Genomic DNA, 12,244 nt, shown 5'->3' on the forward strand with positions numbered 1-12,244 from the left:
CGATGACCGGGCTCTTGGACAAGCGCAAGTTCTATATCGACGGGGCGTGGGTGAATCCCGCGCGGGCCAGCGACCTTCAGGTGATCGACCCCTCGACCGAGGAAGCGGTGGCGGTGATCAGCCTGGGCGACAAGGCGGACACCGACCGCGCGGTGGCGGCGGCCAAGGCGGCCTTCGCGGCGTGGTCGCGGACCGAGCCGTCGGAACGGCTGGCCCATGTCGAGAAGATCCTGGAGATCTACAACCGCCGGGCCGCCGACATGGCCTGGGCGATCAGCCACGAGATGGGCGCGCCCCAGGACATGTCGCTGGACGACCAAGTCGCCGCCGGCACCTGGCACATCACCAACTTCATCAATGCCTTCAAGGAGTTCCGGTTCATCCGCCCCTTGGGCGATCACGCCCCGAATTCGATGATCGCGTGGGAGCCGGTGGGCGTCGTGGGCCTGATCACGCCCTGGAACTGGCCGATGAACCAGGTCACGCTGAAGGTCATCCCGGCGATCCTGGCGGGGGACACCTGCGTGCTCAAGCCGTCCGAGATCGCGCCCCTGTCCTCGATGCTGTTCGCCGAGATCGTGGACGAGGCAGGATTGCCGAAAGGCGTCTTCAACCTGGTGAACGGCGACGGGCCGGGGGTCGGCACGCAACTGTCCACGCATCCCGACGTGGACATGATCAGCTTTACCGGATCCACCCGCGCCGGGATCGCGATCACCAAGGCCGCCGCCGACACGTTGAAGAAGGTGGTTCTGGAACTGGGCGGAAAGGGCGCCAACATCGTCTTCGCCGATGCCGACGACAAGGCGGTGGTGCGGGGGGCGCGGCATTGCTTTTATAACAGCGGGCAGTCCTGCAACGCGCCGACCCGGATGCTGGTGGAACGGTCCGTTTATGACCGCGCGGTCGAAACGGCTGCAAGGGTTGCCAATGAAACGCAGGTTGCCACGGCGCACCAGCCCGGCCGCCATATCGGCCCGGTGGTCAGCCGCCAGCAATGGGACCGGATCCAGGCGCTGATCCAGGCGGGCATCGACGAAGGCGCGCGCCTTGTCGCGGGCGGCCCCGGCCTGCCCGAGGGCGTCAACCGCGGCTATTTCGTGCGGCCCACGGTCTTTGCCGATGTCAGCAACGACATGACCATCGCCCAGCAGGAAATCTTCGGCCCCGTCCTGTCGATCATCCCCTTCGAGACCGAGGAGGAGGCCATCGCCATCGCCAATGACACGCCCTACGGCCTGACCAACTATGTCCAGTCGCAGGACGGCCCCCGGCGCAACCGCGTGGCCCGCCGCCTGCGGTCGGGGATGGTGGAAATGAACGGCCAATCGCGCGGTGCGGGGTCGGCCTTCGGCGGCGTCAAGATGTCGGGCCGGGCGCGCGAAGGCGGCGTGATGGGCCTCGAGGAGTTCATGGATTCCAAGGCCATCAGCGGTTGGGCCACCGACTGAACCCATAATGCCTTGCATTTGAAGGGTTAACTTGTTCTTTGCCCCGCCACCCGCGACATTCCGGCTGACTGTAAAGGCGGTAGGGCGATGGCAAGGCAAAAGGGATCCACGGGATCCACGATCATGATCAAGCGGGTGACCGCCTCGGCGGAGGGGGGGCACCATGGCGGGGCATGGAAGGTGGCCTATGCGGATTTCGTGACCGCGATGATGGCCTTTTTCCTGCTGATGTGGCTGCTGAACGCCACGACCGAGCAGCAGCGGCAGGGGCTGGCCGATTACTTCAACCCGACCATCGTGCGCACCCCCGGCGCCTCGGGCGAGGGGGTCGAGAAGCAGGGCAAGGATCCCTCGGACACGCCCCTGGAGCAGGTGGCCGAGGAGATCGAGCGGCAGATCCGCGCCACGGGGGGCGAATCGCAGCAGCTGACCAACCTTTTGCGCCATGTGGTCACCCGCATGACGGACGAGGGCTTGGTGATCGAACTGGGCGACCTGACCGACCAGCCCTTGTTCGTCGGTGACACCGGCCAGCCGCAGCCGGTCCTGCGGGAACTGACGCGAATCGTCGCGCGCGTCATGGCCAAGACCCGCAACCAGGTCGCGGTTTCGGGCCATGTCCGGGCCTTTCCCGAAACGCTGGTGAACTCGCCCGTCTGGGCGCTGTCGGATGCCCGGGCGCACGCCGTGCGCAACCTGCTGGAGGAAGCCCGCCTGGACCAACAGCGCATCCAGCGCGTCACCGGCTATGCCGACCGCAAGTCCAAGACAGGAAACCCGATGGATCCCGCCAACAACCGGATCGAGGTGATTTTACTCAGATGAAGGGGCGCGGTTAGGCGAATCTTAAGCCCTGCGGTGGATGATCCAAGGCGAACCACAAGAAGGTGATGCCATGTCAATATCTTCCGCGATGAGCGCCGGTGTCTCGGGGCTGGCGGCCAATTCTACCCGTCTTGCGACGATTTCCGACAACATCGCGAACTCGGGCACCTATGGCTACAAGCGGATGGAGACGGATTTCAATTCCTTCGTGCTGAACCAGCACCGCATCGCGGGGCTGTATTCGGCGGGCGGCGTGACGGCCACGACGCAGCGCCTGATCGAGGATGACGGGGCCTTGTCCACGACCACGCATCCGCTGGACATCGCCGTTTCGGGCCGCGGGATGCTGCCGGTGACCTCGGCGGTGGATCTGGACAACGGCTACACGGACCTGCCCTTCATGATGACGCGGACCGGATCGTTCCGCACCGATGCGGAAGGCTATCTGAAGACCCAATCGGGCCTGGTCCTGATGGGATGGCCCGCGCAGGCCGACGGCACGGTTCCGACGATGTCGCGCGACAGCATGGGCGGGCTGGAGCCCATCCGGATCAACCCCTATCAGACCGCAGCCGATCCGACGACCGAGATTTCGCTGGGCGTGCGCCTGAAGGCGACAGAAACGCTGCCGGACGCGTCGGGCGATCCCTATAACGTGAAGGTTGACTATTACGGCAACCTCGGCACGTCCGAATCGCTGAACATCAGCTTCATTCCCGACACGTCCGATGCGACGGGCATGTCATCCACCTGGGTGATGGAGGTGCGCGACAGCGCCTCGGACCCGGCATCGAACCTTGTCGGATCCTATCGGATCACCTTTGACGAAAGTCAGGCCAATGGCGGCAGGATCGCCAGCGTGACCACGCTCAGCGGCGGTGCCTATGATCCCGTGACCGGGGCGATCGGCCTGACCGTGGCGGGCGGGCCCATGGACCTGGTCATCGGCACACCGGGCGGCACGACCGGGCTGAGCCAGGTTTCGACCAGCTACTCGGCCACCAACATCGCCAAGAACGGATCCCCGGTCGGCAACCTGACCTCGGTCGAGGTCGATGCGGATGGTTTCCTGAAGGCCACCTATGACACGGGCTTCGTCAAGACGCTGTACCAGGTCCCGCTGGTGGACGTGCCCAATCCGAACGGCCTGAACTCGGTCGATTCGCAGGCCTTCACGATCTCGTCCACCTCGGGCAACTTCTTCCTGTGGGACGCGGGCGACGGGCCGACGGGGTCGGTCCAGGGTTACGCGCTGGAGGAATCGACCACCGACGTGGCCGAGGAGCTGACCCACCTGATCCAGACGCAGCGGGCCTATTCGTCCAACGCGAAGATCATCCAGACCGTGGATGAGATGCTTCAGGAAACCACCAACATCAAGCGGTAAGGGATAACCGGGATGAGCATCGCGCGCGCCCTTGGAAATGCCATTTCCGGCCTGACCGCCACCGCGCGGGGGACCGAGGCGGTTGCGGCAAACCTGGCCAACGCCTCGACCCCCGGCTATGCGCGGCGGGATCTGATTGTCAGCGCCCAGACGGCGGGCGGCAATGCCGGGGGCGTGCGGGTCGATGGCGTGACGCGCGCCGTCAATGCCAGCGTGCTGTCCGAATCGCGCCTGGCCGAGGCGGCGCGGGCGGACGCCACCACGCGCCTGGATTTCGCCACAAGGATCGAGGAGGCGATCGGCATCGCCGGCAATACAGGCAGCCTGGGCTCTGCGCTCAGCGATTTCCAGACCGCCCTGGCCTCGGCGGCCAGCAGGCCCGACGACGAAATCCGCCTGACCCAGGTGGTCGACAAGGCCGCCACCCTGGCCAGCCGGCTGAACGCCCTCTCGGACGAGGTTCAGGCCGCGCGCACCGAGGCGGACCAAGCCATTGCCACCGATGTCGCCACGCTGAACACGGCGCTGGCCCAGGTGGCCGACCTGAACCGCAAGATCGCGGTTCTCGAGGCGGATGGCTCGGACCCATCGTCGCTTTACGACCAGCGCCAGGGCATCATCAGCGAGATATCGAAGATCGTCCCGGTGCAGGAGGTGACGCGGGCCGCGGGCGCGGTCGCGCTGTTCACGGCGGAAGGCGCGGTGCTGCTGGATGGCACCAGGCCGACGGAACTGTCCTTCACCCCTGCAGGACAGGTGACGGCGGACAGGACGGCCGGAACGGGGCTGTCCATGCTGACCCAGAACGGCGTGGAACTGACGCAATCGCAGATGCGGCTTTACGCCGGCGGATCGCTTGCCGCCAACTTCGCCATCCGCGACGAACTGGCCCCCGCTGCGCAAAGCCTGCTGGACGACCTCGCGCTTGACCTGCACGACCGCCTGGCGGATCCGGCCGTCGATCCCACGATCAGCGCCACATCCGCCGGTCTTTTCACCGATGACGGCGCACGCGCCAGCGCGGCAACGAAGACCGGGCTTGCGGGACGGATCAGCGTCAACGATGCTGTCGTGGCAAGCGAAGGGGGCGAGGCCTGGCGCATCCGCGCGGGCCTGGGCGCCACGACCTCCGGGGCGGTGGGCGATTCCGCGCTGCTGGTTGCCATGTCCGGCGCGCTGAGCGAGGCCTCGGCCGCCGCAACCGGAACCGCCTTCAGCGGCAAGGCCTCGCTGGCCGCGCGCCTGGCATCGGTCGAAACGCAGATCTCCACCGCGCGCGTGAATGCGCAGTCCGAGGCCGCGGTCCGCAACAGCCAGGCCGATACCATCACCACCCGGCTGACCGCCGATGGCGTGGACAGCGACGCCGAGATGCAGAAGCTGCTGCAATACGAACAGGCCTATGCCGCCAATGCGCGGGTGATCCAGGCCATCCAGACCATGATGGACCAGATACTGGAGATTTGAAGATGACGGTGCAATCCATCGGGGATCAGGCGCGGGCCTTTGCCATGCAGTCGGCCTCCAGCCGGATCAAGACCACGCTGGCGACCCTGACCGCGGAACTCTCCAGCGGCGAGGTTGCCGACCTGGGCGCAAGGCTGGGCGGCAACACCCAGAACCTTGCCGGGATCGAGGCGCGGCTGGCGATGCTGGCGCAGTTCAAGAACAACGCCGCCGAGGCTGCCGCCCATGCCAAGGGGATGCAGGACGCGCTGACGGCCGTCCAGTCGGCAACCGAAAAGCTGGGACAGGGCCTTTACATAGAGCCCGCCTCGCCCACCGACGAGCTGATGACCGCCCGCTCGGCCGAGGCGGCCTCGGCCCTGCAGACGGTGATCGGGCAGTTGAACGGCTCGGTCGGGCAGAGGTTTTTGTTCTCGGGCATGGCAAGCGATACGCCCCCGCTGGCCTCGGCCGATGCGATCCTGTCGGAACTGACGACCCTGGTGTCGGGCCTGACTACGGCCGAGGATGTGACGCAGGCGGTGTCGGACTGGTTCGACGCGCCTTCGGGCGGTTTTGCGGATGTGGCCTATCGCGGCGGGGCAGGGGGCCGGCTGATGCCGATCGGCGAGGAAACGACCATCGCCCTGACCACGACCGCCTTGTCGCCCGCGATCCGCGACAGCCTGAAAGGTTTGGCGACCGCAGCCCTGATCGACCGCGGCGTTCTGCGCTCGGATCCCCAGGAAGGGCAGAAGTTGCTGCAAGGCGCGGGCAAGGCCCTGCTGGACAATGCGCCCGCCTTGACAGCCGAGATGTCGCGCATCGGCTATGCCCAGCAGGTGATCGCCAGCGCGCAGACCGAAGGGGACGCGGCCAGTGCCACGCTGCAAATCGCGCGAAACACCCTGCGGGAGGCCGATCCCTTTGCCACCTCGACCGCGATCAGCGATGCCGAAACCAAGCTGCAGACGCTTTACACCGTGATCGGCCGCCTGTCGCAGCTGAAGCTGGCGGATTACATCTGATGCGGCGCCTTCTTGCGGTGATCTTCCTGGTCTTGTTGCCGCTGGCTGCGGCGGCGGTGCCGGTCCGCGTCAAGGATCTGGCGGATTTCGACGGGGTGCGGGGCAACGATCTTGTCGGCTATGGCCTGGTGGTCGGCCTGGACGGCACCGGCGACGGCTTCCGCAACGCCCCCTTTACCGAGGAACTGCTGGCCGGCCTGCTGGAACGGCTGGGCGTCAACGTCACGGACGAGGCGCTGCGGTCCCGCAACGTGGCGGCCGTTGTCGTCACCGCCACCCTGCCGCCCTTTGCGCGCTCGGGCAGCCGCATCGATGTCAGCGTCTCGACCATCGGGGACGCGAAAAGCCTGCTGGGCGGGACGCTGGTGATGACGCCCTTGAAGGCTGCAGACGGCAACATCTATGCGGTGGCCCAGGGCTCGATCATCGCCAGCGGCGCCGCGGTCGAGGGAGAGGCCGCCCGCGTGGTCGAGGGGGTGCCCACATCGGGCAAGATCCCGGTCGGCGCCCGGGTCGAGCGCGAGGTCGAGTTCGACTTTGCCGGTATCGAGAACATCCGCATCGCCTTGCGCAACGCCGATTTCACCACCGCCACCCGGATCGAGGATGCCATCAACCGCGATTTCGACCGCCGCGTCGCCGTCACCCAGGACAGCGGCACGGTGATGGTCGAGTTCCGGCAGCTGGGCGATGTCAATCCGGCCCGCGTGCTGGGCCGCATCGAGAACCTGACGGTCGAGCCAGAGGACCGTGCCAAGGTCGTCATCGACCACAAGTCGGGCACCATCGTCATCGGCGAACGGGTGCGCATCTCTCGGGTCGCGGTCTCGCAGGGCGCCCTGACGCTGCAGGTCAGCGAGGCGCCGATGGTGTCGCAGCCCAATCCCTTCGCCCGAGGCGAGACCGTGACGGTGCCCCGAACGGTTGCCGAGTTGCGCAACGAGCCCGGCATCGGCTTTGCCGAGGTCGCGGGGGAAACCTCGCTCAGCGATCTGGTCGAGGGGCTGAACGCGCTTGGCGTGCGCCCGCGCGAGATGATCGACATCCTGAAATCCATCCATGCCGCGGGGGCCTTGCACGCCGATCTGATCATCGAATGAAGCGGGCGCGTTTCAAGGCAAGTGACACCGTCGGAACCATCGCATAGACGATAGGCGACGTTTTCAGATCTGGATGATCTCATGAAGATAGAAGCCACCGCCTTGCCGGATGTTCTGGTGATCACGCCTGCCCGCTTTGGCGATGAGCGCGGTTTTTTCTCGGAAAGCTGGAACCGGAAGACCCTGTCCGATGCCGGCGTAAGCCTGCCGGACTTCGTCCAGGACAACCATTCGATGTCGCGCCGCGCAGGCACCGTCCGGGGGCTTCATTACCAGGCGCCGCCCTTTGCTCAGGGCAAGCTGGTGCGCTGCGGGCGTGGGGCCTTGTGGGATGTTGCGGTCGATGGGCGCCGGGGCAGCCCGACCTATGGCCGGTGGGTCGGGGTCGAGCTGTCCCATGAAAATGGCCGGCAGCTTTGGGTGCCGCCCGGCTTCCTGCACGGTTTCGTCACGCGCGAGCCCGATACCGAGATCGTCTACAAATGCACCGCCCCCTACGACAAGGCCAGCGACGGCGCGGTCCGGTGGGACAGCCTTGGCATCGACTGGGGGGTCGAGGAGCCCCTGCTGTCCGACAAGGACCGGGACGCCCCGGCTTTCGCCGACTGGCAATCCCCTTTTGAATACCAGGGTGCCGCATGAAGATCCTCGTCACCGGCGGCGCCGGGTTCATCGGGTCGGCCGTGGTCCGGCTGGCCGTCCGGCGCGGGCACGAGGTCGTCAATGTCGATGCCCTGACCTATGCCGCCAATCCCGCCAACGTGGCCGAGGCCGCCGACAGCCCCCTTTACCGTTTCGAGCATGTCGATATCCGCGACCGGGCCGCGCTGGACCGGGTCTTTGCCACGCACCGGCCCGATGCCGTGATGCACCTGGCCGCCGAAAGCCATGTCGATCGGTCGATCGACGGACCCGCCGCCTTCATCGAGACCAACGTGATCGGCACCTTCAACATGCTGGAGGCCGCGCGCAGCCATTGGACCAGTCGCGGCCGCCCCGAAGGCTTCCGCTTTCATCACATCTCGACCGACGAGGTGTTCGGCTCGCTGGGCGAGACCGGGCAGTTCACCGAAACCACGCCTTATGATCCACGCAGCCCTTATTCGGCCAGCAAGGCGGGCTCGGACCATCTGGTGCGCGCCTGGCACGAGACCTATGGCCTGCCGGTCCTGCTGACCAACTGTTCCAACAATTACGGCCCCTACCACTTCCCCGAAAAGCTGGTTCCGGTGGTCATCCTCAAGGCCCTGGCGGGCGAGCCGATCCCCGTCTATGGCGACGGCGGCAACGTGCGCGACTGGCTGTATGTCGAGGATCACGCCGACGCCCTGCTGCTGGTCGTCGAAAAGGGCGAGGTCGGCCGCAGCTACAACATCGGCGGCGAGAACGAGGCCAGAAACATCGACCTGGTGCGCACCATCTGCGCGCATATGGACGCCCTGCACCCCCAGGGCGCGCCCCATGCCGACCTGATCACCTTTGTCACGGATCGTCCCGGCCATGACCGCCGCTATGCGATCGACCCGGCCCGCATCCGCACCGAGCTGGGCTGGCGCCCCTCGGTCACGGTCGAGGAAGGGCTGCGGCGCACCGTCGAATGGTATCTGCAGAACCGCGGCTGGTGGCAGCCGCTTTTGTCGCGCGAGGGCGTCGGCCAGCGTCTGGGGCAAGGGACATGAACGGCCTGCTGGTTCTGGGACAATCCGGGCAGCTTGCGCAGGCGCTGGCCCGGCAGGCGCCGGAGGCAACCGTCTGGGGCCGGGCCGAGGCCGACCTGTCCGACCCCCATCCCGTCGCCAACCGGATCCGCGCGCTGCGGCCAAGGGCGATCATCAACGCCTCGGCCTATACCGCCGTTGACCGCGCGGAAACGGATGCCGAGGCGGCCGCGATGCTGAACGCGACGGCGCCGGGCCTGCTCGCTCGGGCTGCGGCCGACCTGGGCATCCCCTTCCTGCATGTGTCCACCGACTATGTCTTCGACGGGTCGGGCAACCGCGCGCGGACCGAGGATGCCGCGACCGCCCCCCTGGGCGTCTATGGCCGGACCAAGCTGGACGGCGAAGGCCGGGTGGCGGCGGCGGGCGGGCAATGGGCGGTGATGCGCACCTCCTGGGTGTTTTCCCCGGATGGCGCGAATTTCGTCAAGACGATGCTGCGCCTTGGCGCGGAACGCGACAGCCTCAACGTCGTGGCCGACCAGATCGGTGGCCCGACCGAGGCGGGCCGGATCGCGGCCGCCCTGCTCACGATGACGCGCCAGATGCTGGCCGATCCGCAAAAAGGCGGGCTTTACCACTTTGCCGGGGCCCCCGACATCAGCTGGGCCGGTTTCGCGCGCGAGATCTTTGCGCAGGCAGGCCTTGCCTGCCAGGTGCGCGGCATTCCGGCCAGCGACTATCCGACCCCGGCGCGCCGCCCGGCCAATTCGCGGCTGGATTGTTCCCACATCGCGCGGGATTTCGGCATCGAGCGGCCCGACTGGCGGGCCGACCTGGGCACCGTTCTGAAGCATCTGGGATACACGACATGACCGCACGCAAGGGCATCATTCTGGCGGGGGGCTCGGGGACGCGGCTTTATCCGATCACCATGGGCGTCTCGAAACAGCTTTTGCCGCTTTATGACAAGCCGATGATCTATTACCCGATCAGCGTGCTGATGCTGGCGGGCATCCGCGACATCGCGATCATCACCACCCCCGAGGACCAGGCGCAATTCCAGCGCCTTCTGGGCGACGGCGCGCAATGGGGGCTGCGCTTCGAATGGATCGTCCAGCCCTCGCCCGACGGGCTGGCGCAGGCCTATCTGCTGGCCGAGGATTTCCTGGCCGGCGCGCCCTCCGCCATGGTGCTGGGCGACAACATCTTCTTCGGCCACGGCCTGCCCGAACTGCTGAAGGCGGCCGACGGGCGCGACAGCGGCGGCACGGTCTTCGGCTATCGCGTCTCCGACCCCGAGCGGTATGGCGTTGTCGATTTCCAGCCGGACGGGCGCGCGCGCGCGATCATTGAAAAGCCGAAAACGCCGCCTTCGAACTTCGCGGTCACGGGGCTTTATTTCCTGGATGGCACGGCGTCGGAACGCGCCAGGCAGGTCAAACCCTCGGATCGGAGTGAGCTTGAGATCACGAGCCTGCTGGAAAGCTATCTGCACGAGGGCAGCCTGACGGTCGAGAAGATGGGCCGGGGGTTCGCCTGGCTGGACACCGGCACCCATGAAAGCCTGCTGGACGCGGGCAACTTCGTGCGCACCCTGGAAAAGCGCCAGGGCCTGCAGACCGGCTGCCCCGAGGAGATCGCCTTCGAGGCCGGCTGGATCACCGAGGATGCCTTGCGCGAACAGGCGCGGCGTTATTCCAAGAACGCCTATGGCCGCTATCTGATGGGCCTTCTGGGGCCGTCCTGACGCAACCGGCCCATCAGGGCCGCCGCGAACAGGGCGGCGGTTCCGGACCGCGTCTGGCGGTAAAGGCCGAGCCGCGCCATGCGTGCCGCAGCCAAGGGTCCGGGCTGGCGCAGGACCGCGCCGAATTGGTCTAGGACCGCGCGGTTTTCGGGCAGCAGTTCGGACCGGACGGCATCCAAGGCGGCGTGATTGGCCGCCAGCCAGCCGCCGTATTCGCCCGCCAGCAGCCTTGCGATCCGCTGCGACATGGCGGCCATCGTGTCGTTGCGGCCCATCACGCTTCTGGGGTGCTGGCGATAGAACAGCGCGGGGCGCGGGTCGTGGATCAGCGCGGCCCCCGCGCCCGCCGTGATCTGGTAAGCCCACCAGTCATGCGATTCGATGTTCTGCGCCCGGGCCGCCGGGACGCAGCGCCGCAGGATCGCCGCGGCCTGCCCGTTGAAGACCGAGGTATTGCCCGCCATGATCGCCTGGACCAGGGCATTGCGAAAGCCCAGGGGGCGGCGGAAATGGCGCGATTCGGCCACGGGGGCCAGGGCCGCGTCGGTGATGATGGTGCGGGCGGCGTAATGGGCCGGGCCGTCCTGCGCCGACAGCGCGGCCGCCGCGCGGGCCAGCTTGTCGGGGAACCAGACATCGTCCTGGTCGCAAAAGGCGATCATCCCCTCGGGCGCGAGCGACAGCAGGTGCAGGAAGTTCTGCGTGGCGCCACGCCCGGGCCCCTGGATCACCTGCACCTGGCCCGCAGGGCGGGATGCCGCGAAATCCGCGACGATCTCGGGCGTGCCGTCGTCCGAGCCGTCATCCGACACGATCAGCCGCCAGTCCCGATGGGTCTGCGCGGCGATGCTGTCCAGTTGCGCGCCGATGAAGGCCCCGCCGCGATAGCTGGCTAGCAGGATCGTGATGCAATCGTTGGAAAGGGGGCGGTCCACCGGCATGTCCTTGAAGGGGCAGGGCCGGTTTCTGCCCTGCCGCCCTGGCGGATGCAACCGTCAGCCGGCCTGGCGCGCGATATCCTCGATCAGGACGGCCTTGACGGTCAGGTCGGTGCTGGCCTGCGCGGCCTTTTGCAGCCGCTCGCGCAGGGGGGCCAGCCGCGCCTCGGAGGTGAAGTTGCCGTCGAAACCGCCGGTATTGGCGTGGATCAGCAGCTCGCGCAGCAGCGCGTCGCGCAGGCGGTGTTCCTGCTGTTCCATCGCCTGCAAGTCGGCGCCGGGTGTCTCGATGGTCAGGGTCAGGATCATCACCGCGCCCATGTCGCCGTTGCGCATCAAGGGCACGAAGAATTGGGACGGAAAGGTGAACCAGCCTTCGGCCGGAACCGGGCCCTCGCCCCCGTGCCCGCCGCCGCCATGATCGGCCGATGCGGCGGCATGGTCCTCGGCCGGGGCAGGAGCTGCGTGATCCGAGGCTTCCTCGGCGGCATGATCGGCGCCCGGTTCGGCGGCATCCGCGCCGCCATGACCTTCGGCAGGGGCTTCGGCTTCGGCCTGTCCGGCCACGTCTGACGCGGGGCGCAGCATCTCGCCCGCAGCGACACCTGCGAAAAGGGCGACAACAGGAACCAGCAGCATCAGGATCTTCTTCATCTGCGGC

12 protein-coding genes are annotated in these 12,244 nt (G+C 67.2%); 10 read left to right on the plus strand and 2 right to left on the minus strand.

The window, feature by feature from the left end:
* Nucleotides 1-2 precede the first annotated feature (2 nt).
* The 10 genes from JX613_RS12410 to rfbA all read left to right on the plus strand — a co-directional run bounded on the left by JX613_RS12410 (nt 3) and on the right by rfbA (nt 10,645).
* A complete protein-coding gene (locus JX613_RS12410) occupies nt 3-1,451 on the plus strand; it encodes an aldehyde dehydrogenase family protein (RefSeq protein ID WP_207101778.1) in 1,449 nt (482 codons plus the stop codon).
* 87 nt (nt 1,452-1,538) lie between these two features.
* The gene (locus tag JX613_RS12415; RefSeq protein WP_207101779.1) at nt 1,539-2,276 is read left to right on the plus strand and encodes a flagellar motor protein MotB; all 738 of its coding nucleotides are present in this window, start codon (nt 1,539-1,541) and stop codon (nt 2,274-2,276) included.
* 70 nt (nt 2,277-2,346) lie between these two features.
* Nucleotides 2,347-3,663: a flagellar hook protein FlgE gene (locus JX613_RS12420; protein WP_207101780.1), complete on the plus strand. Its 1,317-nt coding sequence runs from the start codon at nt 2,347-2,349 to the stop codon at nt 3,661-3,663.
* Between the two features lie 12 nt (nt 3,664-3,675).
* The gene (gene flgK / locus JX613_RS12425) at nt 3,676-5,130 is read left to right on the plus strand and encodes a flagellar hook-associated protein FlgK (RefSeq protein WP_207101781.1); all 1,455 of its coding nucleotides are present in this window, start codon (nt 3,676-3,678) and stop codon (nt 5,128-5,130) included.
* 2 nt (nt 5,131-5,132) lie between these two features.
* Nucleotides 5,133-6,137, plus strand: a complete 1,005-nt coding sequence (locus JX613_RS12430) for a hypothetical protein (protein WP_207101782.1) — start codon at nt 5,133-5,135, stop codon at nt 6,135-6,137.
* On the plus strand, nt 6,137-7,237 hold the full coding sequence (locus tag JX613_RS12435; protein WP_207101783.1) for a flagellar basal body P-ring protein FlgI: 1,101 nt from the start codon (nt 6,137-6,139) through the stop codon (nt 7,235-7,237). Before JX613_RS12430 ends, JX613_RS12435 begins: the two co-directional genes overlap by 1 nt.
* 81 nt (nt 7,238-7,318) lie before the next feature.
* Entirely contained in the window at nt 7,319-7,879 is a 561-nt protein-coding gene (rfbC, locus tag JX613_RS12440) for a dTDP-4-dehydrorhamnose 3,5-epimerase (protein WP_207101784.1), read from the plus strand.
* Complete coding sequence (gene rfbB / locus JX613_RS12445) at nt 7,876-8,916, plus strand: dTDP-glucose 4,6-dehydratase (RefSeq protein ID WP_207101785.1); 1,041 nt, start codon at nt 7,876-7,878, stop codon at nt 8,914-8,916. The genes rfbC and rfbB overlap by 4 nt, the downstream gene beginning before the upstream one ends.
* Nucleotides 8,913-9,770: a dTDP-4-dehydrorhamnose reductase gene (gene rfbD, locus JX613_RS12450; RefSeq protein WP_207101786.1), complete on the plus strand. Its 858-nt coding sequence runs from the start codon at nt 8,913-8,915 to the stop codon at nt 9,768-9,770. The genes rfbB and rfbD overlap by 4 nt, the downstream gene beginning before the upstream one ends.
* The gene (gene rfbA / locus JX613_RS12455) at nt 9,767-10,645 is read left to right on the plus strand and encodes a glucose-1-phosphate thymidylyltransferase RfbA (protein WP_207101787.1); all 879 of its coding nucleotides are present in this window, start codon (nt 9,767-9,769) and stop codon (nt 10,643-10,645) included. Before rfbD ends, rfbA begins: the two co-directional genes overlap by 4 nt.
* Here the strand turns inward: rfbA and JX613_RS12460 are convergent.
* Both JX613_RS12460 and JX613_RS12465 read right to left on the minus strand, forming a co-directional pair.
* A complete protein-coding gene (locus JX613_RS12460) occupies nt 10,615-11,580 on the minus strand; it encodes a glycosyltransferase (protein ID WP_207101788.1) in 966 nt (321 codons plus the stop codon). The genes rfbA and JX613_RS12460 overlap by 31 nt on opposite strands.
* A gap of 60 nt (nt 11,581-11,640) precedes the next feature.
* Entirely contained in the window at nt 11,641-12,237 is a 597-nt protein-coding gene (locus JX613_RS12465; RefSeq protein ID WP_207101789.1) for a hypothetical protein, read from the minus strand.
* Nucleotides 12,238-12,244 lie beyond the last annotated feature (7 nt).

Origin of the sequence: Paracoccus shandongensis (genome assembly GCF_017315735.1) — a bacterium.
In the GTDB taxonomy this organism is placed as follows: domain Bacteria; phylum Pseudomonadota; class Alphaproteobacteria; order Rhodobacterales; family Rhodobacteraceae; genus Paracoccus; species Paracoccus shandongensis.

Excerpts from the sequence above, each read along its gene's own strand:
- JX613_RS12410 (WP_207101778.1), top strand. The coding sequence starts at position 3 with ATGACCGGGCTCTTGGACAAGCGCAAGTTCTATATCGACGGGGCGTGG.
- JX613_RS12415 (WP_207101779.1), top strand. The coding sequence starts at position 1,539 with ATGGCAAGGCAAAAGGGATCCACGGGATCCACGATCATGATCAAGCGG.
- JX613_RS12420 (WP_207101780.1), top strand. The coding sequence starts at position 2,347 with ATGTCAATATCTTCCGCGATGAGCGCCGGTGTCTCGGGGCTGGCGGCC.
- flgK (WP_207101781.1), top strand. The coding sequence starts at position 3,676 with ATGAGCATCGCGCGCGCCCTTGGAAATGCCATTTCCGGCCTGACCGCC.
- JX613_RS12430 (WP_207101782.1), top strand. The coding sequence starts at position 5,133 with ATGACGGTGCAATCCATCGGGGATCAGGCGCGGGCCTTTGCCATGCAG.
- JX613_RS12435 (WP_207101783.1), top strand. The coding sequence starts at position 6,137 with ATGCGGCGCCTTCTTGCGGTGATCTTCCTGGTCTTGTTGCCGCTGGCT.
- rfbC (WP_207101784.1), top strand. The coding sequence starts at position 7,319 with ATGAAGATAGAAGCCACCGCCTTGCCGGATGTTCTGGTGATCACGCCT.
- rfbB (WP_207101785.1), top strand. The coding sequence starts at position 7,876 with ATGAAGATCCTCGTCACCGGCGGCGCCGGGTTCATCGGGTCGGCCGTG.
- rfbD (WP_207101786.1), top strand. The coding sequence starts at position 8,913 with ATGAACGGCCTGCTGGTTCTGGGACAATCCGGGCAGCTTGCGCAGGCG.
- rfbA (WP_207101787.1), top strand. The coding sequence starts at position 9,767 with ATGACCGCACGCAAGGGCATCATTCTGGCGGGGGGCTCGGGGACGCGG.
- JX613_RS12465 (WP_207101789.1), bottom strand. The coding sequence starts at position 12,237 with ATGAAGAAGATCCTGATGCTGCTGGTTCCTGTTGTCGCCCTTTTCGCA.